At 51.1% G+C, this 24,015-nt stretch carries 26 protein-coding genes; 9 read left to right on the forward strand and 17 right to left on the reverse strand.

Annotated elements, in window-relative coordinates; genetic code table 11:
• Positions 1 to 75 precede the first annotated feature (75 nt).
• The 4 genes from AYT24_RS08610 to AYT24_RS08625 all read left to right on the forward strand — a co-directional run bounded on the left by AYT24_RS08610 (position 76) and on the right by AYT24_RS08625 (position 3,044).
• On the forward strand, positions 76 to 348 hold the full coding sequence (locus tag AYT24_RS08610) for an RNA recognition motif domain-containing protein (RefSeq protein ID WP_164927115.1): 273 nt from the start codon (positions 76 to 78) through the stop codon (positions 346 to 348).
• A 142-nt stretch (positions 349 to 490) separates the two neighbouring features.
• Positions 491 to 1,903 carry an HD domain-containing protein gene (locus tag AYT24_RS08615; protein ID WP_010933564.1) on the forward strand — a complete coding sequence of 471 codons (1,413 nt, stop codon included), beginning with the start codon at positions 491 to 493 and terminating at the stop codon, positions 1,901 to 1,903.
• Positions 1,904 to 1,943: 40 nt separating this feature from the next.
• Positions 1,944 to 2,270, forward strand: a complete 327-nt coding sequence (locus tag AYT24_RS08620) for a YtxH domain-containing protein (RefSeq protein ID WP_010933565.1) — start codon at positions 1,944 to 1,946, stop codon at positions 2,268 to 2,270.
• 3 nt (positions 2,271 to 2,273) lie between these two features.
• Positions 2,274 to 3,044, forward strand: a complete 771-nt coding sequence (locus AYT24_RS08625; RefSeq protein ID WP_010933566.1) for an alpha/beta fold hydrolase — start codon at positions 2,274 to 2,276, stop codon at positions 3,042 to 3,044.
• A gap of 230 nt (positions 3,045 to 3,274) precedes the next feature.
• Here AYT24_RS08625 and AYT24_RS08630 read toward each other — a convergent pair whose 3' ends face one another.
• The 11 genes from AYT24_RS08630 to AYT24_RS08680 form a co-directional block, all read right to left on the reverse strand.
• The gene (locus AYT24_RS08630; protein WP_164927116.1) at positions 3,275 to 3,553 is read right to left on the reverse strand and encodes a hypothetical protein; all 279 of its coding nucleotides are present in this window, start codon (positions 3,551 to 3,553) and stop codon (positions 3,275 to 3,277) included.
• Positions 3,554 to 3,625: 72 nt separating this feature from the next.
• Positions 3,626 to 4,111, reverse strand: coding sequence for a class I SAM-dependent methyltransferase (locus AYT24_RS08635; protein WP_010933567.1), 486 nt, complete (start codon positions 4,109 to 4,111; stop codon positions 3,626 to 3,628).
• A 163-nt stretch (positions 4,112 to 4,274) separates the two neighbouring features.
• Entirely contained in the window at positions 4,275 to 5,591 is a 1,317-nt protein-coding gene (locus AYT24_RS08640; protein ID WP_164927117.1) for a hypothetical protein, read from the reverse strand.
• Positions 5,588 to 6,715: a DNA methyltransferase gene (locus AYT24_RS08645; protein ID WP_010933571.1), complete on the reverse strand. Its 1,128-nt coding sequence runs from the start codon at positions 6,713 to 6,715 to the stop codon at positions 5,588 to 5,590. Before AYT24_RS08645 ends, AYT24_RS08640 begins: the two co-directional genes overlap by 4 nt.
• Positions 6,712 to 8,079 (reverse strand): DNA double-strand break repair nuclease NurA, encoded by a 1,368-nt coding sequence (locus AYT24_RS08650; protein ID WP_010933572.1) that lies wholly within the window; start codon positions 8,077 to 8,079, stop codon positions 6,712 to 6,714. Before AYT24_RS08650 ends, AYT24_RS08645 begins: the two co-directional genes overlap by 4 nt.
• A gap of 11 nt (positions 8,080 to 8,090) precedes the next feature.
• Entirely contained in the window at positions 8,091 to 10,196 is a 2,106-nt protein-coding gene (locus AYT24_RS08655; protein ID WP_010933573.1) for a helicase HerA domain-containing protein, read from the reverse strand.
• 171 nt (positions 10,197 to 10,367) lie between these two features.
• On the reverse strand, positions 10,368 to 10,742 hold the full coding sequence (locus AYT24_RS08660) for a hypothetical protein (RefSeq protein ID WP_164927118.1): 375 nt from the start codon (positions 10,740 to 10,742) through the stop codon (positions 10,368 to 10,370).
• A gap of 158 nt (positions 10,743 to 10,900) precedes the next feature.
• A complete protein-coding gene (gene aroA, locus AYT24_RS08665) occupies positions 10,901 to 12,205 on the reverse strand; it encodes a 3-phosphoshikimate 1-carboxyvinyltransferase (RefSeq protein ID WP_010933576.1) in 1,305 nt (434 codons plus the stop codon).
• Between the two features lie 74 nt (positions 12,206 to 12,279).
• Positions 12,280 to 12,477: a 30S ribosomal protein S21 gene (rpsU, locus tag AYT24_RS08670; protein WP_010933577.1), complete on the reverse strand. Its 198-nt coding sequence runs from the start codon at positions 12,475 to 12,477 to the stop codon at positions 12,280 to 12,282.
• Between the two features lie 32 nt (positions 12,478 to 12,509).
• Positions 12,510 to 13,070: a hypothetical protein gene (locus AYT24_RS08675; RefSeq protein ID WP_010933578.1), complete on the reverse strand. Its 561-nt coding sequence runs from the start codon at positions 13,068 to 13,070 to the stop codon at positions 12,510 to 12,512.
• 256 nt (positions 13,071 to 13,326) lie between these two features.
• On the reverse strand, positions 13,327 to 14,697 hold the full coding sequence (locus AYT24_RS08680) for a cystathionine beta-synthase (RefSeq protein WP_010933579.1): 1,371 nt from the start codon (positions 14,695 to 14,697) through the stop codon (positions 13,327 to 13,329).
• A 164-nt stretch (positions 14,698 to 14,861) separates the two neighbouring features.
• Between AYT24_RS08680 and alr the strand changes: the two genes are divergently transcribed.
• From alr to AYT24_RS08705, 5 genes are all read left to right on the forward strand, one after another.
• The gene (alr, locus tag AYT24_RS08685) at positions 14,862 to 16,013 is read left to right on the forward strand and encodes an alanine racemase (protein ID WP_010933580.1); all 1,152 of its coding nucleotides are present in this window, start codon (positions 14,862 to 14,864) and stop codon (positions 16,011 to 16,013) included.
• A gap of 52 nt (positions 16,014 to 16,065) precedes the next feature.
• On the forward strand, positions 16,066 to 16,581 hold the full coding sequence (locus AYT24_RS08690) for a ComEA family DNA-binding protein (RefSeq protein ID WP_010933581.1): 516 nt from the start codon (positions 16,066 to 16,068) through the stop codon (positions 16,579 to 16,581).
• Positions 16,581 to 17,444, forward strand: coding sequence for a hypothetical protein (locus AYT24_RS08695; protein WP_010933582.1), 864 nt, complete (start codon positions 16,581 to 16,583; stop codon positions 17,442 to 17,444). Before AYT24_RS08690 ends, AYT24_RS08695 begins: the two co-directional genes overlap by 1 nt.
• Before the next feature lie 143 nt (positions 17,445 to 17,587).
• On the forward strand, positions 17,588 to 17,752 hold the full coding sequence (locus AYT24_RS08700; RefSeq protein WP_164927119.1) for a hypothetical protein: 165 nt from the start codon (positions 17,588 to 17,590) through the stop codon (positions 17,750 to 17,752).
• A 48-nt stretch (positions 17,753 to 17,800) separates the two neighbouring features.
• A complete protein-coding gene (locus AYT24_RS08705; protein WP_010932135.1) occupies positions 17,801 to 19,027 on the forward strand; it encodes an ISL3 family transposase in 1,227 nt (408 codons plus the stop codon).
• A 128-nt stretch (positions 19,028 to 19,155) separates the two neighbouring features.
• On the opposite strand, the gene AYT24_RS08710 is transcribed toward AYT24_RS08705, so the two are convergent.
• From AYT24_RS08710 to AYT24_RS08735, 6 genes are all read right to left on the reverse strand, one after another.
• Positions 19,156 to 19,434, reverse strand: a complete 279-nt coding sequence (locus AYT24_RS08710) for a DUF2442 domain-containing protein (RefSeq protein WP_164927120.1) — start codon at positions 19,432 to 19,434, stop codon at positions 19,156 to 19,158.
• Positions 19,394 to 19,633, reverse strand: a complete 240-nt coding sequence (locus AYT24_RS08715) for a DUF4160 domain-containing protein (RefSeq protein ID WP_010933584.1) — start codon at positions 19,631 to 19,633, stop codon at positions 19,394 to 19,396. Before AYT24_RS08715 ends, AYT24_RS08710 begins: the two co-directional genes overlap by 41 nt.
• A 173-nt stretch (positions 19,634 to 19,806) precedes the next feature.
• Positions 19,807 to 20,823, reverse strand: coding sequence for an aspartate-semialdehyde dehydrogenase (locus AYT24_RS08720; protein WP_010933585.1), 1,017 nt, complete (start codon positions 20,821 to 20,823; stop codon positions 19,807 to 19,809).
• A 22-nt stretch (positions 20,824 to 20,845) separates the two neighbouring features.
• Positions 20,846 to 21,889: a tRNA dihydrouridine synthase DusB gene (gene dusB / locus AYT24_RS08725; protein ID WP_164927287.1), complete on the reverse strand. Its 1,044-nt coding sequence runs from the start codon at positions 21,887 to 21,889 to the stop codon at positions 20,846 to 20,848.
• Positions 21,890 to 21,904: 15 nt separating this feature from the next.
• On the reverse strand, positions 21,905 to 22,945 hold the full coding sequence (recA, locus tag AYT24_RS08730; protein ID WP_010933587.1) for a recombinase RecA: 1,041 nt from the start codon (positions 22,943 to 22,945) through the stop codon (positions 21,905 to 21,907).
• 38 nt (positions 22,946 to 22,983) lie between these two features.
• On the reverse strand, positions 22,984 to 23,985 hold the full coding sequence (locus AYT24_RS08735; RefSeq protein WP_010933588.1) for an SDR family oxidoreductase: 1,002 nt from the start codon (positions 23,983 to 23,985) through the stop codon (positions 22,984 to 22,986).
• Between the last annotated feature and the right edge of the window lie 30 nt (positions 23,986 to 24,015).

Consider the following 24,015-nt stretch of genomic DNA (forward strand, 5'->3'; position numbering starts at 1 on the left):
CTTTCAAGTGATTTGTGCTTTTGATTATTTGGCAGCTTTTCTCTTTCTATCAAAGCACCAAGACCTTTAAAAAGCATGAACATCTACATCGGCAATCTCGACTATAACGTCACTGAAGCAGACCTGAGCGGCGCATTTGGCGAATTCGGCACGGTTTCCAAAGCAAACGTCATCATCGACAAGTTCACTGGCCGTTCAAAAGGATTCGGATTCGTTGAAATGCCTGACGACGCAGAGGCAAACGAAGCGATTTCCCAGCTGAACGAAAGCAGCCTCAACGGAAGAAAAATCAGGGTGAACGAAGCAAAGCCTCGTGAAGAGCGCCCGGCTGCCCGCCCCAGGTACTGAGCACTGACCGGAATACAAGCCAAAAGCTGCTGTCGAAAACGGCAGCTTTTTTATTGCCCTGCCATTCCCGACCCATCATGTCTTGCCGAGAGAAGGGCTCGTGCGTATCTTGCGCGAGACACTGTCAATCATCCCCTGCATCATGATCGCCGAGCCGTTTCTTTTCCGCTCCGAAGGCGGGTTTATCCGCATTCCCATCTGGGGCCACATCCCGCTGAGCGCGCCGCTCAAGAAAATTCTCGCCCATCCGTCGTTCCTGCGGCTCAAGGGCATCCGGCAGCTTTCATTCGCCCAGCAGGTCTACCCCGGCGCGAACCACACGCGCTTCGAACACTCCATCGGCGTCTATCACCTGATGAAGATGATTTTGCAGCGCATGGTGAGCAATCCTCTGGCGCTTGAATTGCAGGATGAACGATTGCAGTTCGACGACGAGACCTGCCGCACGCTGCTGGCCACCTGTCTGTTGCACGACATCGGACACTATCCCCACGCGCATGTACTTGAGGAGATCACCCCGGCAGGCGACAGCTCCGCCGTGTTCGCGCACCACGAATCGCTGACCGGCCAGTTTCTGAACGAGGAGCATCGCGACACTCCCTCCATCGCGGCCATCCTGCACGACGACTGGCAGGTCAATCCCGACACCGTCACCGAAATCATCGCCGGAAAAACAGCGCACCGGCTCGGCAAGCTGGTGAGCGGCACGCTCGATCCCGACAAGATGGACTACCTCATGCGTGACGCACACCACTGCAACATTCCGTACGGCAGCATCGACATCGAGCGGCTCATCGAATCGTTCGTGCCCGACCCGGAACGCCAGCGCCTCGCGATCACCGAAAAAGGGATCGCGCCGCTCGAAAGCCTGCTGTTTGCCAAGTACATGATGATGCGCAATGTTTACTGGCACCACACGAGCCGCACCTTCTCGACCATGCTCCGGCGGCTGTTGCAGGACGTCGCCGACGAGAGCGCCCTGCCAATGGAAACCTTGCGCGAACTCTTCTATTTCAACTCCGACGACCGGGTGCTTTTCGAACTTGAGCGGGCGATTCGCGGGCTTGGCTTGCCAGCGGCAGAGCTGCTCGATGCAATTCTGGAGCGTCGCGTCTACAAACGCGCCATGACCATCCGGCCCTATCACGAACCATCAATGGAGATCGATCCGGTCTGGTTCGCCTACAACACCAGCCACCGACGCCGCAAAGAGAAAGAGCTGGAAATCTGCGCCATGCTCGCCGGAAAAACCGGTAAAAGACTTGCAGGCCACGAAGTGCTGATCGATGCGCCGCCATCGAAGGATGTGTTCGACTACAGCGACTTCCGCGAGCTGCGCATCTGGCCGACCAAAAGCGAGCACCGGCACCTGGTGCAGCCCACGGACTCGAACGGATACGTCCGGTTCGACGATTTCCGGGAATCGGTGTTTGGCTCCGACTTCATCCTTTCGTTTGAACAGTACACCAAGAAGTTCAGGCTACTGTGCCGTCACGACCTCGTCGATACGCTCTCCGGCCTCGAAGAGGCGGTGGTGGAAATCCTGCGGCGCTGATTTTTGTTATATTTCTTTTTTACAACAAAATCCCGAGATCATGGAAAATCAGGACAAATACTACAAGGGACTCTTTTTCGGAGCCATACTCGGCGCCGCAGTCGGCACCATCATGGGTCTTTTGTTCGCTCCGCGCAAAGGCGAAGACACCCAGATGATCATCAGCGGCAAGGTCAAGCGCGCCATTGACCGTGCAACGGAATTGTACGAGGGTTCGGAACACGAAGCGGCATACAGCAACGAGGCCAAGCACCGCTCGCAAGAGATCATCGACAGCGCCCGTGACGAGGCCCGCAAGATTCTCGATGAGGCCAACAACATCATCCGCGACATTCGCGGCAGCCAGGCCAAAGCGCAGGAGAACTAAGTCATGCTGACGTTCAATGGAGCAGCGGGCGGTGACGCCGGTAATGTTTTGCTATTGCACGCCTTCCCGGTCTCGTCGCAGATGTGGGAGCCGCAGCTCGCGCCGCTGGCCGAGTCGGGCTACCGGGTGATCGCCCCCGCCGTGTACGGATTCGAGTCAACGCCGTCACGCCCCGGCTGGAGCATGGATGATTACGCGCACGACCTCGCCCGCCTCATGGAAGCGCTCGGCTGGAAGAGCGCGACCATCGTTGGCCTCTCGATGGGCGGCTATCAGGCGATGGCCTTCTACCGGCTCTACCCGGAGCTGACAAAATCGCTGGTGCTCTGCGACACGCGCGCCAACGCCGACACGCCGCAGGCTTTCTCCGTACGGCAGGAGTTTCGGAAAGCGGTGATGGAGAAAGGAGCCGAAGAGGCGGCGGCGAGGATGGTGCCGAACTTCTTCGCCAAGGAGACCTACGAATCGAACCCATCGCTCGTCGAGAAAACGCGGGAGAGCATCGTCCGCCAGGCGCCGGAGGAGATCAGCGAAGCGATGCGGGCGATCGCCGAACGCGAAGACTCGACAGAAATGCTGACCGAAATCACCTGCCCGACGCTTATCGTCAACGGCATGGAAGACATCGTCACCACGCCGGAAATCGCCGCCACCATGCACGCCCTGATTCCCGGCTCGAAGCTCGAACTGATTCCCGACGCGGGCCACCTCTCAAACCTCGACCAACCCGCGATCTTCAACGGAATTCTGCTGGAGCATTTGCGGAGTTTGTAAAAAAGGAAACCCTCAACCGGTGCGAACTTGTTGGGGGGGGGGTTGATTTTCATCTCCTGTACAGCGAACATTCTAACGCTAAAAATACTTATTTATTATAACGGCTGAGGCTAAGTGCAGTAAGGGATTGCGGGCGATTTCCTGTCAAGTTACACGAAAAGTTTAAGCGGGCTACAAACCTTGATTTTACTACTGTTTCGGCTTATTATTTTTATACATTGTCATGGGCTTTAATTCTTTGTCAAAACTAATAATGAAAATCCTCCTAATATTTTTGCTGCAATATCTTCATTTGCTTTAAACATTAATTTTCTTGGTAAAACTGCAATTTTTGATTTCAGTGTCTTTCTTGGTAAATCCAATGAACCTGCAGTATAAAAGAAATCTACAATATCATAACCAGAATCAACTAATGTCGCAATTGCTGTTTCCTTCATAAAATAATGCAAATGACCAACAGAATTTCGTCCAGACATTAGTGTCACGTCACCACAAAACTGTCTCATCAAAAATTACAAAAACTGATTAATCTCTTTATTTTTATAGGCTTATGAGCAGGCCCGCATCCTCTCTCCGCAAGTTTATCCGTCAATATAGCGGAGACGTGACATTAGTTTATTTCTCAATATCGCCTGAACCGAAATATCCAATGGAATATGAAATATTGTATTTTTCGCTTTGCTTTTGCTCAATTTCAAGAACCCCAAATAATCATCAACATGTTCAAAAACATCAATCATTAGTAATAAATCGAACCTTGCACTTGTCTCCAAAAAATTTTCATGCTTAAATTCTAACCTTTCTTTTTCCCGTGTCTTAGCAAGCCTTATTGCATCACTCGAAATATCATATCCCGTAAAGCTTACATAATTTGGCATTGATAAATGCAACTGATTTAATATTTCACCGGCACCACAGCCTATTTCTGCAATAGATTTTGGATTTATCGGATTGCTGTTTAACATCTTTAAAATTTGTTTTGCTTTCCAAGGCGAATCTTCAACATGCCAAGTTGGATTGTTTTTTAAATATTCGCCATTTTCTTCTGTGTAAATTTTTTCTGTCATAGTTTTTGTTTTTTATTATTGCCCATAACGTTTTGCGGCTTGGCGAAGGTGGCGATTTTCACCACAAATGTTGATGCGGAGAACCAATGTTTGATTAACCACAAATGTGTCTGCGGAGCAATGAACCGCCACTTTTGCCAAACCGCTGTTACCAGCAGTATTTCTATTTGTCAATGTCAAAATATTTTTTAGTTGCAAAACCCGATTTTGGTTCTCCAGTTTCCTTGTCAATGTATGAAATTAGAAGGTGTTTGTGTCTTATTTCAATAACAGTAACTTGCTGTCCGAGTTTGACAAGACCAATTATTTTTGAATTTTTCTTGTCTGAGTACCTTAAATTAACATTAGTCCTTGCGGTTCTTGTCTTGTTAAGTTTGTTCAGTTCCGATTCAATTTTTGATGAAAATTCTTTACTTATTTTTTCAATTTCTCTTTTGGTTTCTATGATAACTTCAGAATTGCTTTTATCTGTCGGTATAACAAAAGGATTATAGAATATTAAAAGAAAGCTAATTGTTGAAATTAATTCAAAGATAAACTGTCGAGCCTTATCTGTTTTGGTTTTCCCAAGTAGTCCCAGAAGTTCTGTAACAATTGACTGTCTTAAATTGTCAAGGTCTTGAACGGTAACTTGCGCTGTATTATTTAGTAATTCGTCCGCAATGTTTGCAATTGTTTCGTTCGCTTCTTCTGCAACTGATATGTCTTCCCAGTTACGAGTCAAGGCAATATTCTTCAAATAAGTTTTAGAAATGCCTTGCAAAGCAATATCTATAGTATTGAACTTATTTAAGTGAGATTGGCTTAATGTCTTTGCAATCTCTGTCAAGTTTTTTGAAAGTAATAGCTGACTTGTTGCAAACCCTGAAAGTCTGTCTGAGGCAATTTGATTTGTTTTTGCAAGTTCTGCAAGTGTGGAAGTCAATCCGAATAACGCTGAATGATTTTTCGGATATTGAATTGCAGCCAATTGTGCTTGAATACTATTTCCTAAAACTAATGATGTAGCGTTTAATGGCTTCATCTGTTGGGAAATTGTCCTAGCAATATCTGTCAAACCACTTAGTCCCGAAAAATTGAACTGTGCTTTGTTTTGTTTTTCTATTGCCGCTGCTATTCCTTGTAGCGAATTCAGTCCGAATGCGCTTTGCATAGTCTGATTTTGCTTTTGAATTCCTTTGATTATGTCTTGTAGGTTTGTTGTCATACTAATATTGCTGGTAACGGTTGATGGTATGGTGTCGTGCGGGATTACGAGGCGATTTCCTTTCAGTTTACATAGACTTTTTTTACGAGCCACAAACGCTCGAAAACCACTGAAACCCGCATGCACTATACCATGTGCTGTGCGTTCGGTGTTCTTGTTTTGTCTTGATTGTCTGCCAGTTGTGCGCAGGAACAGACACACTCTTTGCCAAGTTTTGGCTTGTGGGTTGGCTTGTGCGACTTGGCAATGTGTGTGGCTGTTGAGTTGGCTCATTTTCTCGACATTATTATATCAACTTCTCCTGGCTTCATTGTCTTGTCCCCGAAGAGTTTTGTTTGAGTTTTTGTGTCCTTTGTCAAAGGTTTTTCGACAATCTTAACTGAATGATTTGGGAAATGCCTTTTCAGTATTTCAAGTGTAGAGTTGAAAGTAAATTCTCTCTTGTCTGTCCGAACATAAACAGTGCTTTCTCTTTTCATCATTTTGGCACAAAGTCCAAAAACGTTGTCCAGTAAGTCATAATATTCTTGTTTATTTACAAATCGCCCTTTATGCTTATCTTTTAGTGATTGAGGATTTTCTGAACCACCTAAAAGCCACAGTCGCAACCACTGGTCCGCGTGATAGTCAGTAATCGAGTAATAGGGTGGTGAAGTAAACAGCAAAGAAAATTTTATATCATTGTTTATTGCTCTTTCTGCAATGCTTATTAATTTATTTGAACTATCACCGAACACAACGGCACTCTCAGAAACTTTTGGTTTACCTTTCTCGTAACGCCATTCGATTTTTTTGAGAATGAAATCGCAGGGGTTTATTTCAGGCGGTGTGGTCATATTGTTTTTCTTCCACCATTGCACAGAGTAATTCATCCCCATTGATTTAGTCATTCTCATTTGATTGGAAAGTCCTTCGCCAATTTTTGCGTGTAGGTAAATCAGAAGTATTGACATCAAAGTCGCATCAACTTTATTGTTTCTCCAATCTAAATGAGTTCGGGCGGCTAACAGGAATTTAAGAACTTCGTCACAGTAACAAATGCGATAAAATTCGGGCATTTTTTGGATTGCTCGGTTATAATAGTTTCTCTTACTGTAAATTTCAAGTAGTCGGTCAATGACTTCTTCTTTTTCTGCTGGATGCAGTTTTACAGTTCCATACAACCAACCAACAGGGTTAATTTCTAATCCTAAACTATTTCTTCCTAAAACGCCACCAGCATATATACTACTGCATCTACCCGCAAAAGGGTCAATTATATAATCACCGTTCTTTGAGTATTTCTCAACTACATCAAATGCAAATTCTAAAGGAAACATTGCATAGTATGGTCCAAACCTTGCCCAACGTGCTTCGGCAGTTTCAAAACCTTTCAATATTTTTTCCTTTGCTATCATTCTTTTGATTTCTCTCTTATTTCTCTTGCAATGTCTTCAAAAATTCGCTTGCCTAAGTTCAAAGGAATTGCTGCTTCTGCGTGTGCTGAAACTAACGGAGAAACAGAATTCGGGTATCTGCTTGAAACAAGTAGGTCTAGCAAATTCATAACATCTGCTAATCTTGTAAATTGGTCAGGATTTGCTGTATTAAGATTTCTTTGATACTCGTTGAAACAAGCTACGACAGGAACAATTTTTTGACCTGATGCCGCTTTGTAGAAAAGTTTTCTTCCAAAATAAGTGTCTTGACCGTAAGGTTTGATACTCTCAGAAAAAATGATATTTCGTTTTATGTAGCCGTCATTTAAGAGTAAGGCAGATTGTTTTGGAAATTTATCAGTTACGCCATCTTTGGTAGTGTCTATCTCAATGAAGTGATTGAAGAATGTTCCTGATTTTTCAATTCCAATGATTAAAAGGTCTTGACCATTTATTTTCCGTTGAAGGTCATTCAGCCGAGTTAATTCGTGACTTATAACTTTTGTTAACCAAGATGAAGTGCTAAATACGGCTAAAGGTCCATCCATTATAAAAGCAACTCTGCGAAGTGTTGCTAACCAACCTTTGCGTTCAAATGCTCTTAGAATGTGAACAAGCCAAAGTTTTTCAAGAGTGGACATTATTTGCCCAAACATTTCACCATTGCTCCCGCCTGGGTTCATAAGTTCGTGTAAACGCAAAGCATCAGTTGAGAAAAGCGGCTCGCCTGAATGAGGACAAGTATATTCCCCAAAGTCATAAGTCATTTCTTCTTCAACTCCCTCAATTGGGCTTCTTGGTAAATTTCTTTCTTGAAAATGTTCACGTTTTATTCTAAAAAGATGCTCGTAGGTATCAAGCAAACTTTCTCCATCTGAAAAAATGGTGTTGCTGCGTAACTCTTCAAATAAAGCTCTCCGTAAGGAAGACTTAGCATTTTTTTCTGTATCGAGAATTACATTACAACCGGGAAAAACGCTTTCAATGGTTGATGCTTTTTCGGTTTCACGAAATTTCTTTGGTTCAACAAATTCCTTTTTTTCTAACTCTCCAATTAATTTCAAGTCAATTAATACGGAAGCAATGGTAATGTAACCAAATTCAGCACCAGGAAATCCGTTTTCTGCTTTAGCAGCTAAATTGCTTCCATCAATTGCAAGAACTAAATCAGGTTGTAAGGTACTTTCGGTCAAATCAGATTTTTTGACTATTGAACCTTCAAAGTCTTCTGTTTCTTCTTCCTGTTGCCTTATTTTAAGTCGGTTTTGAAGTGATTTAACTTTTTCACTATCAAGTAACCGTCTTAAAGGCTCGTAACTGGCAAATTCTCCTTCAAAACTCATATGATAGTGTGTTAAACTTCAAACCTGTCCACTTGAACTGGAATGACAAATAGGTTACTTAAAGTCTTTACTCTTAAAAACCCTTTATCTTGGGCTCGTCTTATGGATGGTTCAAAGTCTGCAAAGTCGTAATACTTGCAAAGTTCTTTTGTCTCATCGGTATTGTTCAAATGGCTAATAAACCAATTGGCAGTGTTTTTAAGAATGTTCTTTTGAATGCTGCTTACTTCTTGCGTGGCGTAAACCATTCCGATGCGATACTTAGAACCTTCTTTTGCAGTCCTTACCCAAATGTCTGATAAATCTAAATCATTACCTGCAGGCAAAATATTGTGGGCTTCTTCAACATAAACTAAAATTTCAGGAATGTTTGTTTCGCCTTGAACAAATTTTCTTTGATTTTCTTTGAAAATCTTTGTCATTATTCTGGTCGCAGAAGATTTGTTGAGTTCGGGTTCTCCACTTGATTGGTCAATTATTACCAATTTACCTTGAACAAGGTGGTTGTAAATATCTTCTGCATAATCACTTGTTGTGTCGGCACTATGTTGTTCTGCCGCTTTGCCGATTTTTCTAGTTCCGTTGGAATATTGAAAAATGCCAATAATTTTTTTCAAATCTTCATCAGCCCATCTGTCGCCTGAACCATTAGGACGACTTACATAAGCATTTTCAAATGCGGTGTAATTACTACTGCTGTCTCGAATGAATTTATCTAATGCTTCAAAAGCGTTAGCAAGTTGACCCCAAGCAGGATTTGGGTTTGAGAATACTTGTGCTGCTGAAACATATTCAGGGGTTGGCGGATTATTATTTCTTCCCGTTTGAAGGGCGGTAATCAAGTCTTGATTAAATAGACCCCTTGTGCTTGCCCTTAAACTTGGTGGAACTTGAAAACCTGCTCTGGCTAATACTGAACGATAGGCTAATAATCGTCTGTTATAACGTGTAGTTGCACTTCGGTCATTTGGGTCAGGTTCATCAAAGCTTACTTGGCAGAATTGTTTGATGTAATTAGTGCTATCTTCTGATAGGATGCTATCAATAATACTTTTTCCAATCTGCGTATTACTTGTTTCAAAGAAGTTTAAAAGCATTAAGGTTCTTTCAAGGTCATTTGGATGTCTTGTAATTCCATAGGTAATAACTTCGTTTGCCTTTACACCATTAGGCAAAAGTTGCCAAACATTTTTAAGAGCGGAATTATTGTCCTGAACATTTTCATTTGCATACTCACCATTTGGGTCAAAAATAATTTGCCCTATTCGTAGCGGTCTGTCATTAGGATTTTCATTTTTTCTTAATTCAAATACTGATTTGGCGATAATTTTAGTGGTGTTTGATTTACCCGTTCTTGTCATACCGAACAATGCAGATTTTTGAGATAGCAAGTCCGCAGGATATATATAAACTGGAACATCATCTACTTGCTGATATTTACGATTTGTTGAAGCATAGCGAACAAATCCAAGTTTCACTCTCTCTGTGTTTCCGTATTTCTCTGTGTGAGCCTGAATACTTGTAGGGTCTGCGTAATTTACGATTTGTTCAAGTGCTTTTCCGTTTGGCTTATAAACTTTCAAGCCCCTGTTTGGGTAATAATTAGAAATATCGCTACCAAATTTCAGGTTAAGAGGGGCGTCACCATTTTGACCGTTTTCTTCAAGAAAGAATGTTCCAATAATTCGGCATTGAACACCAGCAAATCCAAGAATGTTTTTTGTTCGCAAGTCCATTGAACCTGCATCATCCCAATGTTTTTCAGTTTCTCCGCTTATTCTTTGAGCCGTTTCAACTCTAATTCTTTCTGCTTCTTTGTCTTGTGGTAAAGCTGCTGCATCCATTACTCGTAAAAGAACAAATGAAGCATCTTCCTTTTTAAAGTCAATATCTGTTTTACTTGGGTCAACTCGTGTCGCAATTAGAAAACTTAAACTTGGTATTCCACCAACTTTCTCTCTGTAAAAGTCGTGAATGATTACTCTTGCTGTCTCATAGTTGATAGAGTAAATGTCACCAACATACTGGTCTGCTTGAATAAGCTTTTGAAACCATTGTTGGCTTTCAACTTGTTTGTCGTTTTCTCGTCTTGAGTTAAGTCCCTGTTCTATACTCATATTGTCAATTTATTAGTTGTCAAATTTATTAATTTCTGTCGGTGCGTTGGCAAAAAAATGACTCTTTTGGTTTTTTGAGTTTTGGCTCATGTGTAGGCAAAAACCAAATGTGCCATTTGCGTGTCGGCTGTCTTTTTTACACTGACGCACAACTTGCTTATATGCGCTACTCTATTGCGCCTTACATCCCATATCAGACCAATAAGCGCAACAAAGTAGCGCGTTATTGCCCGGTGTTCTCTTGTCGTGTTTATTACAAATCATCAAATGGGCTTTTAATTCTCTCCAAACTTTGTTGGCTCCATTCCCCCCATCCGCATCCGAGACAACCCAACGACCGCAACTCCGCCAAACGCCTGACAGCAGCGGCTTTACACCTGCGAATTCGAGCAGCGCGTTCTTTATGGAAGTACTTGCGTGAGGCATTTGCTGTGGGAGAAAGGTGAAACTACCTTGTACTTCAGCCAACACATTCATTGAAAGTAAAAAATCTGTTCCGCCGCGCAAACAAATCAGGGAAACTTGCCACAGGATTTCCTTTTTCATCTCCCCCCAGAAACGCAAAAAACCGGGCGATGCCCGGCTTTTGCAATGGTGTCGATTGTCGAAAGAATCGTAAAAGCATGATGCGGAGCCTCCAGCTCCATTGCCGAGCAGGCGCTCGGCGCTCCCAGGGAAAATTCCCGCCCCTACCCTTCTCCCCCCTACTGCCGCAGCGAGTCGATCAGGGCGAAGAAATTCGGGAACGACACGCCCGCCACGTCGCGATCCGAGAGGCGCAGCGATGCGCCGGCGGCTTCGGCGGCGATGGTGAAGCTCATGGCGATGCGGTGGTCGTCGAAGCACTCGATCTCAACCTCTTCTGAAGCGACGGTTTTCCGTCCCTTCACCACAAAGCCATCGGCGTACTGCTCGCACTCGAAGCCGAGACGCTGAAGATTCACCACCAGCGCGTCGATGCGGTCGCTCTCCTTGGTGCGCAGCTCGGCGGCGTTGTGCAGCTCGAACTCGCCCGAGGCGAAGGCCGAGAGCACGGCAAGCATCGGCACCTCGTCGATCACCCCAGCCACAACGCCGTGGTCGCTGATGCGCAGCGGCTTCAAGCCGGAGCAGCTCCGGACGACGATATCACCCACCGGCTCGCCGCCCTCCGAACGCACGTTCTCGATGCCGAGGCCCGCGCCCGCCTCCTGCAACACGTCGATGTAGGCCACGCGCGTCGGATTGAGGCAGACGTTGCGCAGCACGATCTCCGAGCGCTCGCCGAGCAGGCCGAGGGCGATCATGAAGCAGGCCGCCGAGGGATCGGCGGGTACCTTGAACGGTTTGGCGGCAATCGGCTTGCGCCCGTCGATGATGATCTCGCGAACGCCGTCGGGCCGATCGATGGTTGCGAGGCCCAGCATCAGCTCGGTATGGTCGCGCGAACGGATCGGCTCGATGATTTTCGACTGGCCATCGGCGTGCAGCGCCGCAAAGGCCACGAGCGACTTCACCTGCGCCGAGGGCACCGGCAGACGGTACTCGATCGTCTTCAGCGCTTTGGTGCCGTGGATGACGACCGGCGCGGTTCCGGCGTCGGAAAGCGAAATTTCGGCGCCCATCTGCCGCAGCGGATCGGCGACGCGCTTCATCGGGCGCTTCATCAGCGAAGCGTCACCCACCAGCTCGCTCCGGAAAGGCTGCGCGGCCATAATACCCGCCATCATGCGCATCGTACTGCCGGAGTTGTTGCACATCAGCGGCACGGAGGGCTCACGGAAACTCCAGAGGCCGTTCGACTCGATCACCACGCGCCGCTCGATCCGCCCGTCACCGGCGGAAAGCTCCTCCTGTCGAATGGAAATACCGGCATCGCGCAGCACCGACAGGGTTGACTGGTTATCGTATCCACCCGAAAAGTTGGAAATCTCGGTCGTGCCTTCGGCGAGCGCGCCGATAAGCGCGGCGCGATGCGAAATCGATTTGTCCGGCGGAAGGGTCGTCACCTCGCCCTGAAAAGTGCTCATTGCTGGCTGTTTTTGAGTTCGATAAAAAAAGCAGCCCCAAGGGAGCTGCTTTTCAATACTGAATTCCTGAAAAATCAGGAGTTGCGCTCTTCGTTAGCGCGCTGTGCGCGACGCTTGCTTCTTGAACGCTTCAGACGTTTTTCGATCGAAGGCTTCACGAAGTACGCCTTTTTACGAAACTCCTTCAGAACGCCTGCTCTCTCGTATTTCTTTTTGAAACGTTTGAGCAGCTTGTCAATCGATTCGTTTTCATTCACCTGAACGCTGACCAATGAAATTCACCCCCTTGCCTGTGATTCGACTCTTAACGCCGTAATTTAAGTTTGATAATATCCGTAACCGACTCGGTGCTTTTCGGCTTGCCCTGGTTGAGCTGCACGTTTTCGAGAAGCTGCTTCCGGCCGCTTTTGCAAAATTCCACGATGATAACATGCGCGCCGCTTCCGGTCGCATGTTTTTCACGAACAACGCCCACTTCATCAAGGGATTTGTGATACAAAGCATCCCCCTGCGCATAGATTCCATGAGGAGTATAGAGCTGGCAATCCTCGGGCTTCAGCTCGTCGGGGCTCAGCTCCTTGTCGATCTGTATCTGCCACTCCTTGAGAAGATGCACCTGGTTGCAGGAGGTGCACCGGATCCAGTACTGGTTTTCGGCAGCCGAAGCCTCCTCTTCCGCGGCCGGATTCTTCTCCTTCGACTTTTTATCGGACAATCCGAAAAGCGGATCCTCATCCTTAGGCTTGTCGCTCGGCTTCCATTCACCAACAAACACCCGCTCGGTGACACAACCACAGCCATCGCAAAAACCAGGTTTGATCTTGCCTTCGAGTATGTACTGCCTTTTTCTGGACTCTACCTTCATAAATGTCGCTGTTGTTGGAGTGCATGTCCCTGCCCTCTGTCATGCGCTTGCACAAGGTTCGGAAGTACTTTCCTGAACAGGTTCCGGGGACGTTACCCGGTTTAGGCCATCGATCATGCCTCATGTCCAAGGAAATATGGCTTCAGCAGAGACGTACAGGAACCATAGCTGATGATGGTTCCGTAAAGCTCTCTGCTCAGGAGTGCTTAGATAAGTAAATCACCCCAAAAAAACAACCATATAATTCAGACAGACATCACTTGCGAGTCAGCACATCGATAAGGTCTGATTTGTTAATCAGTTGCAAGCGGCCATCGCTGAGGCTGATGAGCACGCCGGATGCATTTGTCTGCAATTTTTCCGACAGTTCGGAAATGGTTGCATCGGGCTGGCAGACCGGGAACGGCTTTTCCATGAAGGCAACCACCTTGGCGTTCATGGCCGAATCGTTCTCAATGAGAATCGAGAGAATCCTGTTTTCACTGATGCTGCCGATGGGCGCGCCGAACGAAACAATGGGCATCTGGGAAACGTCGTTCTGCTTCATTGTTTCGAAAACCTCGGCAAGCGTCTGCTCAGGCTGGGCGAAGATGAGGTCTTTGTGGGCCTTGCGTTGCAGAATGTCGTCCGCCGTGATCTGGTCGAGCGCGGTCTTGGATTTCCGGTAAAATCCCTGACGCCGCATCCAGTCATCGTTGTACATGCGCGACAGGTCGTAGCCGCCAAAGTCGGTCATCATCACCACCACCAGCGCGTCATCGCCGTACGCCTCGCCCTCCCGGAGAGCCGCAGCCATCGCCGCGCCGGAGGCTCCGCCCGCGAAGACCGCTTCGGCACGCAGCAACTCGCGGCCGCAGTTGAATGCGTCGGCATCGCTGACCTGCACGATCCGGTCGATCACGTTGGGGTCCCAGAAAGAGGTCGGCCTGACCGCGCCGATATCTTCGAGCTGGAACGCGGAGGGAGTGCCTTGGCTCTTGCCGCCATGCAGATCGCCGTAAACCGAACCCTCCGGCTCAACGCCAATGATCTGAACCTCCGGATTGACCGATTTGAAGTAGCGGCCGATCCCGGAGATCATCGCGCCCGAAGCCATCGGCACGAAGAGGTGCGTCACCTTGCCCTCAGTCTGCCGGAAAATCTCTGGCCCCGTGCCATCCTGATGCACCTGGCGGCTGACCGGATTTTGGTACATGTTGGCAAACCAGGCATTCGGCAGCGTGCGGACAAGGTTCTCGGCTACATCGACGCAGCTTTGCAGATCGCCCGGCAGCGCCTCGGACGGGGTGAGCACCAGCTCCGCGCCCAGCGCCCGAAGGACCTCCTGCTTCTCGCGGCAGATGCTCTCCGGCGCGGCGAGCAACACTTTGTAGCCCCGGCTGACGGCGGCCATCGCGAGCGCGATGCCGCTGGTGCCGAAGGTCCAGTCCACGAGCGTCATGCCGGGATGAATCGCCCCGCGCTCCTCGGCGTCACGCACGATGGCCCCCGAAACCCGGCAATAGTGCGAAAAGCAGGGGCTCATGTATTCGAGCTTCGCCATGAACCGTGCGCGCTTCTGCCGGGTAAGCTGCTTCATGAGAACCAGCGGAGTGTTGTCCGAGATGTCAAAAATGTCGTTGGTCATGGTGCTCGATACTCTGATAATGGTTTTTCCGTGAATAATAATACATAGAACAATAATTGTCCATTCCCGTCAGTTAATCGCCATTGTTTTGAAAATCATGGGCAAAAAGCGTTTTTTAGAGCATGTCCGGCTTCCAGCCTGAACCTCAACCATAAATCACCCTTGTGAGCGCCAGTCACGAACAGAACTCCGCCGCCGCGCCGAACGGCCCTAACCTTTCGGAAGCGCTCATTTCACTCGGCAATCTCCGCCACAACCTCGCCTGCATCCGCGCCATCACCGGGCCGCAATGCCGTGTCATGGGCATCGTCAAGGCCAACGCCTATGGTCACGGAGCCACGCAGGTCACGGCAACGCTCGAAGCAGAGGGAGTGCGGGATTTCGGCGTGGCCAACATTTACGAAGCGATCGAACTTCTTCAGGAGCACCGGATGCTGCCGGACTCGCGCATCCTCGCTTTCGCCTCGCCTCTCGCCGGACATATCGATCTGTATCTGCAACACGGCGTGGAAATGACCGTCTGCGACCACGAAACTGCCCGAGCTGCCGAATCGATTGCCGCCGCATGCGGTAGACGGCTCCAGGTGCAGCTCAAGGTCGATACCGGCATGGGGCGGCTCGGCGTCACGCCCGAAGAAGCAGCGGAACTGCTGGAGCTGATCGAGGCCTGCCCGAACCTTGAGTTGACCGGCATCTACACCCATTTCGCTGAAAGCGACAAGCCTGAAGGATTCACTGCCCGGCAACTCGAACGTTTCCTGCACGTAACCGGCGCTTACGAGCGTCGAACGGGCAAAACCGTGACGAAGCATGCGGCAAACAGCGGAGCCATTATCTCGATGCCAGACGCACGGCTCGACATGGTGCGCCCGGGGATTCTGCTCTATGGCTGCCATCCGGTTGACGCCGCACCCTCGACCGTTCCCGTCAGGCCGGTGATGCAGTTCCAGAGCCGTGTGATCTTCGTCAAGGAGGTGCCCGCAGGCACGGCCATCAGCTACAACCGCACATGGAGCGCGCCTAAAGCGACACGAATCGCGACGATCTCCGCCGGATATGCCGACGGCTTCCATCGCGCGCTTTCCAACCAAGCGCGGGTGAGCATCGGCGGCAAAAGCTTCCCGCAGGTCGGCACGATCACAATGGATCAGACGATGGTCAATCTGGGTAGTGATGATTCGGTCAAGGTCGGCGACACGGCAGTGCTCTTCGGCTGGGACGGCCCGTCGGCAGGTGAGCAGGCCCTCGCCGCCGGAACGATCAGCTACGAACTGCTCTGTTCGGTTTCCCGCCGCGTCAGAAGAATAGTTGTTTAACAAGCATCGCCATTGCGATGACCTGAATCCCCTAACAGAAAATTCAACCCCTATGAATTTTCTCAACAACATCGCCGTCAAACTCGGCATCACCAGAGCGGAAATAACCGCCGTCACACTGCTCACCTTCTTCCTGCTGCTCGGAGGAGCGCTGAAGTACAGCGGTTCGGTGCAGAATACCGACAAGGCGATCAAAAAAGCCGAAACGGCCCGCTACTCCGAAGCCGAGGTGGACAGTCTGCTCAGCCTCGCCATGAAGCCCGGCGATACGGTGGCGGCTGAAACCTCCGGCGTCGTTGCGGAAAATGCGGAACAGGAGGAGACAGCGCCGAAATCTTCGGCAAGGCGTACATCGAAAAAACAGTTTTCCGGAACCATCGTTTTCAGAACGGCGTCGGCTTCGCAACTCCAGATGATCCCCGGCGTCGGTCCGATGATGGCCAAGCGCCTTATCGAGTTCCGAAAACAGAATGGGGGAAAAGTCGAACATTTTAACGATTTTCTGAAAGTCAAGGGAATCGGCAAGAAAAAACTCGAACTCCTCCAAAAGCATCTTACCCTCAACTGATGAGCCGGAGCCAGACAGCCTGTGCGTTCGACGCGAACAGCACCACCATAGCGCGAGTCAAATCGACCGGTCACGGCTCGTTTACGATGACCATGTGCCGCACCATCGAGGGAGGGCTTGACGATCTGGGCAGTCCGAGAGGTTCGAAGCTCGCCGGAAAGCTCCTCTCAGCGCTCAAAGAGTGGCGAAACGAACCGGTCGCCCTCAGCTTTTCCCCCGCAGAACTCATGACCCTGCCGGCCTGGTTCCCGTCCGGAAGTTCTGCCGAATACTGCGACAGCCTGTGCAGGATAGAGGCTGGCTATTTTCTCCATGAGGCCGATAGATGGCAATGGCACGATATGGTGCTGGAACCAACCCCTGACCAGCCCTCCGGACTGGATCGGCGGATGCTGCTCTTCTATCCGGTCAAACCGGCGCAATTCATCGAAAACGAGCTATTAAAACATGCTCGTGTTGGCTGGCGGGGAGTACATGTCGAAGCAGTGGCCCGCCTGTCCTCCGTGACAGGAGAAACACTGGCAGTCCTGGAGCTCGAAGAACGCTATGCGGCGCTCTCTATTTCGACAAACGGTAAAATCAGCTATTTCCGGTACTGGCCGGTAAAGGATGGGAGTGAACGGGAATACTTTGCCATCAGAGAGCTGACCTCGGCTCCCATCGATGGAGCACCTGTTAAAGTGACCGGCTCGGCTGCGAGCGCAAAAGTCATTGAGCGCATCGGCCGGGAAACTGCCTGTGCTATCGAGCCGCTCGAACTGCACCCGTGGGTATCAGTAGAAAAAGGCGCCAGCAAAGGAAAATCACCAACCGCCACCATTCGCGCCGTCAGCACAGCCATCATGGCGCTGAACGGCGGGTGATCCACTATTTTTGACGAACTGCTAATGTTGTTTAGATTTGAAGAGTTGGTGGTTTCATTTTTCTGAATCCAGAGGGTGGTCGCTATCATGGATCGAAATTCATCGCGAAGAAAAAAACCACTTCTAATCAAGGGACTTGACCAGTGAGAATTGCAGAAGTTAATCCGCAACCGGATTGGGCGTTGTCGATTGTCGCGGAAGATGGCCGCCTTGACCTGTTGGATGTCGCTCCTTGTCTGGATGATAAAGCCTTTGAAAAGTTTGGCTCTTCGCAGAATATCGTGGAAAGCTGTGGCTGTAATGGGTAACTTGGCGTAGTCGTGCAATTCAAGCAAGCTAACCACATTGATCCGCCCATGCAGAGCCTGTCAAGCCATTACCACCAACTGTTAGGTCTTCCCTCAAACTGGGAAGTCGAGAACGTCAACTTGTCGATGAGTAGCCGGCAAGTGGAGATCAGACTGGCCTTTACCGGCAAGCAGGGCGAGTGTCCAATCTGCGGCCAATCATGCCTCATCTATGACCATGCCGCTGAGCAGCGGTGGCGTCATCTTGATACGATGCAGTTCGAGACGATTCTGGTGGCCCGTTTGCCTCGTTGCCAATGCAAGGAGCATGGAGTCAAAACCGTTCAGGCGCCATGGGCGGCACGGCATTCTCGTTTCACGTTGCTGTTCGAGAGCTTCGCCGTCGAGCTGTTGTTGCACTGTGCCAATATCAAGGCGGCGTCGCGCCTGTTGCGCTTGAACTGGCATACCGTCAATCAAATCATGCGACGCGCCGTTCAGCGAGGATTGGTTCGCCGGAAAACCGAAACCGTCGAGTATCTGGGCATCGATGAAAAAAGCTTCAAGGCGGGCCAGCATGACGTCACAACGCTGACTGATCTCGGCGAAAGGCGCGTGCTTGAGGTGGTCGAGCATCGCACGACCGAGGCGACCAAAGAGCTGCTTGCATCGCTGAACGACAGCCAGCAAGCAGGGGTCAAGGCGGTCTCGGTCGATATGTGGAAACCCTTTATCCATGCCGTTCAAGAGCTGTTGCCGAAGGCCGATCTGGTGCATGATCGCTTTCATATCAGCAAGTATCTCAATGAGGCTGTCGATCTGGTGCGTCGCAAGGAGTGTCGCCAACTCGACAAGGCCGGAGACAAACGCCTGATCGGCTCAACATATGTCTGGCTGCGTAATCCGGAAAACATGGGTGAGCAGCAACAGGCCGAGCTGGGCAAGCTGATGGACGCGGAGTTCAGAACCGGGAAGGCGTGGTCGTTGAAAAATATGTTTCGAGCCTTCTGGCAGCTTGGTTGCGCTGATGCCGGGACGTTTTTTTTCGAGTACTGGTCGAAGCGGATCGATGAGGTTGGTCTGGTTCCGTTGACGAAGGTCAAAGAGCTGCTTCAGCGCCATTTCGGCAACGTCTTGACCTGGTTCAAACACCCGATCACCAACGCAGTTTCCGAAGGCTTGAACAGCAAGATTCAGATCGTCAAGGCCTCTGCAAGAGGGTTTCACCGGTTCGAGAGTTACCGAATCCGGATTTTGTTTTACTGCGGAAAACTCAACATGGCTATCGGATCATGACGTAACCCAGCGCTCCTTTACCCACGATATTCTGCGAAGAACCCAAAAAAGCCTTCAATCTCTCCTGTCGCAGGCTCTGGAATATATTTTCATGACAATTCAGATCGTATCGGAAATAATTTTAATAATTATTTATATATCACCCGTGCATCAGCAACAAGCGGAAAGCGTTCCGGATTTTCTATAATTTCCTCCGTCAAATCGACATCCAGATCGGGCCACCAGAAATGACCGGGCGACTGCTCCTTGACGTTGAGAATCGATTTTACCGTCTGATCCCTAAACCACGGAAAATCAGCATACGACAAAAAAAGCTCTTTCCCGTGAGCAAGAAGCCAGATGCCGTGCTGTGATATATTCGACACCTCAACTGCTGAAATGCTTTCTCCATGCTTTAACAAGTTCATCGCTGTGCGCCTCCACTATTGATTCAATCTGCTTCAACTGAATTCTGGAATATCCATGATTCTTTGCAAGTTCAAGTTCAGGTTCCAGCCAAAACTTCGCCTCGCCGTCCCCCGATATAACGTGCACATGCATCCTTTTCTCTTCACGCAAAAAGAAGAAAAATCGAAATCCCTGCTCACAAAAAACGGTAGGACTCATACACGCTCCCCAAGATTTGGATTCCTCAACCGCAGAACAATATAACAATCCCTCTCCTCCCTCACCAAAAGCCAAAAACGCCCGCCCCTGCTGTCCTTGCCGTCCTGTCCTCCCAAATAAAAAGAGCGGCCACAAGAACCGCCCCTACAAGAAATTCAGTCACACATCAATCCTCACAGATTCCCCACCAGCAGCTCAGCAATCTGCACGGCATTGGTGGCGGCGCCTTTGCGGAGGTTGTCGGCAACGACCCAGAGATTCAGGGTGCGCGGGTGCCAGTAGTCGGGGCGCAGACGGCCCACGAACACCTCATCGCGCTCGTAGGAGGTCATCGGCATCGGGTAAAGACGCGCCGACGGGTCGTCCTGCATGACGATGCCCGGTGATCCCGCGAGCAGAGCACGCACCTGGTCGATATCGAAATCGCTCCTCAGCTCGACGTTCAGCGCTTCTCCGTGGCCGCCATAAACCGGAATGCGCACGGTGGTCGGCGAGACCTGGATGGTGTCGTCACCCATGATCTTTTTCGTCTCGTTAACCATCTTCATCTCCTCTTTGGTGTAGCCGTTCTCGGTGAAGGCGTCGATCTGCGGTACGGCGTTGAAGGCGATCTGGTGGAAGTGGGTGAACTCGTCGGGGATGTTGCCCGCCAGCTCGCTTTCGAGCGCATCGCGTCCGGCCTTGCCCTTGCCCGTCACCGACTGGTAGGTCGAAACCACCACGCGGCGGATGCCGTAGGCGTCGTAGAGCGGCTTGAGCACCACAACCATCTGGATGGTCGAGCAGTTGGGATTGGCGATGATCGGAGCCGCCTTGCCTTCGCGGTCGAAGATAGTTTCAGGATTGACCTCCGGGACAACAAGCGGAATTCCCTCGTCCATACGGAAAGCCGAGGAGTTGTCGATCACGATCGCGCCTGCCTCGGCGGCCACGGGCGCCCACTCCTTGCTCACCGTCGCGCCAGCCGAGAAGAGCGCAATGTCAACGCCTTTGAAAATCTCCGCCGACGGCACTTCGGTCACGAACTCGCGCCCATTGAAGGTGATCACTTCGCCCCGGCTCCGCGGAGAGGCGAGTGGCACCAGCTCGCTGACCGGAAAATTGCGCTCTTCGAGCACCTTGATCATGGTTCTGCCAACCAGGCCGGTTGCGCCAAGAACGGCTACTCGATAGCCTGCTTCACTGCTCATATACGTAAGAATGGATGATGGTTTAGTAATTGAGAATCAGTCTGGGCGAGTGATCGTTCAGGTTTTCACCCCCCTCCTTCAGAAGCCCCTCGCGGTCGAGCGCTTCGCACGCAGCCTCGAACTCCCGGAGCAATTCGACGATCACCGCCGGATCGGGTTCGCGCACCAGCAGGTTGCGCACTTTCGAAACACCGGGAAGTCCTTTCAGATAAGTCGAGTAGTGGCGGCGCATCTCAAGCACACCGTATTTCTCGCCCTTGTACTCCAGTGAAAGCCGAAGATGATCGACAGCAGCCTGAATCCGCTGACGATAGGACGGAGCCGAAAGGCGCACGCCCTCTTTGACAAGACTTTTCGCCTGCTCGAAAATGAAGGGGTTGCCGATCGAGCCGCGCCCGATCATGATGCCATCCGCACCGGTGCGCTCGAACATGGCCACCGCGTCTTCCGGCAGCCAGACGTCGCCATTAGCGATCACCGGAATGCTGCACGCCTGCTTCGCTTCGGCGATGCGTCCCCAGTCGGCCCGCCCCTTGTACATATCGCTGCGCGTCCGCCCATGCACCGCCACCGCCCGGATACCCGCATCTTCGAGCCGCCGCACAGTGTCGGTGATGTTGATCGAGTCGTGATCCCAGCCGATACGGGTCTTGGCCGTCACCGGCAGCGAGACCGCGTTGACCACTGCCGAGGCGATCTCCGAAAGCTTTTCCGGCTCCTTCAGCAGCGCAGCTCCGGCGCCGCGACCGGCAACCTTTTTCACCGGACAGCCAAAGTTGATGTCGAGGTAATCCGGCTCGTACGTCTCGGCAATCGCCGCCGCCTCGACCATCGACTCGACCGTGTTGCCGAAAATCTGCACCGCAACCGGCCGTTCGTGGTCGGCCACAGTGATCTTGCGAATCGATTTCTCCACGCCGCGCCGCAGTGCCTCCGCGCTGATGAACTCGGTATAGACGATATCCGCCCCGTGCTGCTTGCAGAGCTGCCGGAAGGCCCGATCGGTCACATCCTCCATGGGCGCGAGAATGATCGGGCGGTCGATGTCGATGGTTCCGATGCGCATGGCGCTTTGTTCCATTTATGCGGTTGGCGCTCCGGTGAGCATGTCGCGAACCTGCTGGCGGATCGTATTGCGCAGGGTCTCATCCTCCTTCAGCAGCTTCTTGACGTTCTCGCGCCCCTGACCGAGCTTTTCAGTGCCATAACTGAACCACGCGCCAGATTTCTTGATGATGCCGAACTCGACAGCCAGGTCGATCAGCTCACCCAGCACCGAAATGCCTTCACCATAGAGAATGTCGAACTCGGCGGTCTTGAAGGGCGGAGCGACCTTGTTCTTGACCACCTTGACCTTGGTTCGGTTGCCAACCAACTCTTCGCCATCCTTGATCTGCGCAATCTTGCGGATATCGAGCCGGACTGACGAGTAGAACTTCAGCGCCTTGCCGCCGGTGGTGGTTTCGGGGCTGCCGTACATCACGCCGATCTTGTCGCGAAGCTGGTTGATGAAGAGGCAGACGCTGCTCGACTTGGAGATCGCCCCGGTGAGCTTGCGCAACGCCTGGCTCATGAGGCGGGCCTGAAGGCCAACCACGCTGTCGCCCATCTCGCCTTCGAGTTCGGCCTGCGGCACCAGCGCCGCCACCGAGTCGATAACGATGATGTCAACCGCACCGCTGCGCACAAGCGTCTCGACGATGGAGAGCGCCTGCTCGCCCGATTCGGGCTGGCTGACCAGCAGCGCATTGATATCGACGCCGAGCTTCCGGGCGTAGGTCGGATCGAAAGCGTGCTCCGCATCGACCAGCGCCGCAATACCGCCGTTTTTCTGTGCCTCGGCGATGGCGTGCAGGGCGAGCGTGGTCTTGCCAGAGGATTCGGGGCCGTAAATCTCGGTCACGCGGCCTCGCGGCAAGCCGCCCACGCCAAGGGCGTAGTCGAGCGCCATCGAACCGGTGGAAATCACCTGCACGTGCATGACCGCCGAGTCGTCGCCAAGACGCATGATTGCACCTTTGCCGAACTGCTTTTCAAGTGTCTCTATCGCAAGATTGAGCTGTTTGAGCCTGGCCGGATCGACGACCGGCGGCTGTTGCTGCGGTGTTGCCTCTTTTTCCATAGGGGTATGCTCTGAATTTGTAAAAGTATGGTCCTGGTTTACTGCATAATAGCGCTTCGAAGCGTCTCCTCGAATGGGCGGTACGACATGCCTAGCTCGCGCACCGAACGCTGGTTGCTGTAGCGGGACAAATGCGCAGCCTGCCTGAGACTCTCGATGCTGATGAACGATGGCCGTTTCGTCAGAAGCGAAAAGAGTTCACCGCCGACGCCAGCCAGCATCCTGGCAACTCGGTTAACACGAAACACCTTGCCGCTCCGGCTGCCGGGCAGCGCGGCGATCCGCTCGAAAAGCTCTCTGAAAGAGAGATTCTCGCCAACGATGATGTAGCGCTCTCCCGCTTTTCCCTTCTGCCATGCGGCGATATGGGCGTCGGCCACGTCGCGCACATCGACGAATCCTGTCGCGCCATCGGGGCAAAGCGGCAGGCGGCCCTCGTAGATCATCCGGAGCACCTCGTTGGAACTGCTGCCAGACATCCCCGGCTCGGAATTCTTGCCGATCACCACGCCTGGATTGACCATCACCACGTCAAGCCCTTCGGCCACGCCGCGGCGGCATTCGAGCTCGGCCAGATACTTGGACTCCATGTACACGTTGTGACGCTGCCACTCGGTGAAGGGGGTCTGCTCGTTCGACTCCCGAATACCACTCTTCGCGTCGGACGAACCGACGGCGGCAATCGAGCTGGTGGCGACCAACCGCTTTACGCCCGCCTCCAGACAGGCATCGACAATGTGGCGGGTGCCGAGCACATTGGTATCGTAAAGCCGGTTGCGGAAATTTCTGGTGTAGGCGATCAGACCTGCGCAGTGGAAGACGACCTCCGCACCTTTGACCGCCTCGTTGACAGCGATCGGATCGTGCATGTCAGCCTGGGCGATCTCGACCGGCAAATTGCGGAGAAACGATGCGTCCGATCCCTCCCGAACGGTGACCCGGCAGCGGACGGAGTCGCCGTACCGTGCGATCATATCGACGAGAAGCCGTGCCCCTATGTAGCCGGTTGCACCGGTGATGAGAATCGGTATACCTGACATGAAAAAATGGCGTGTCTGCAAAACCTTCCG

Origin of the sequence: Chlorobaculum tepidum TLS, assembly GCF_000006985.1 — a bacterium.
GTDB classification, from domain to species: Bacteria; Bacteroidota; Chlorobiia; order Chlorobiales; family Chlorobiaceae; genus Chlorobaculum; species Chlorobaculum tepidum.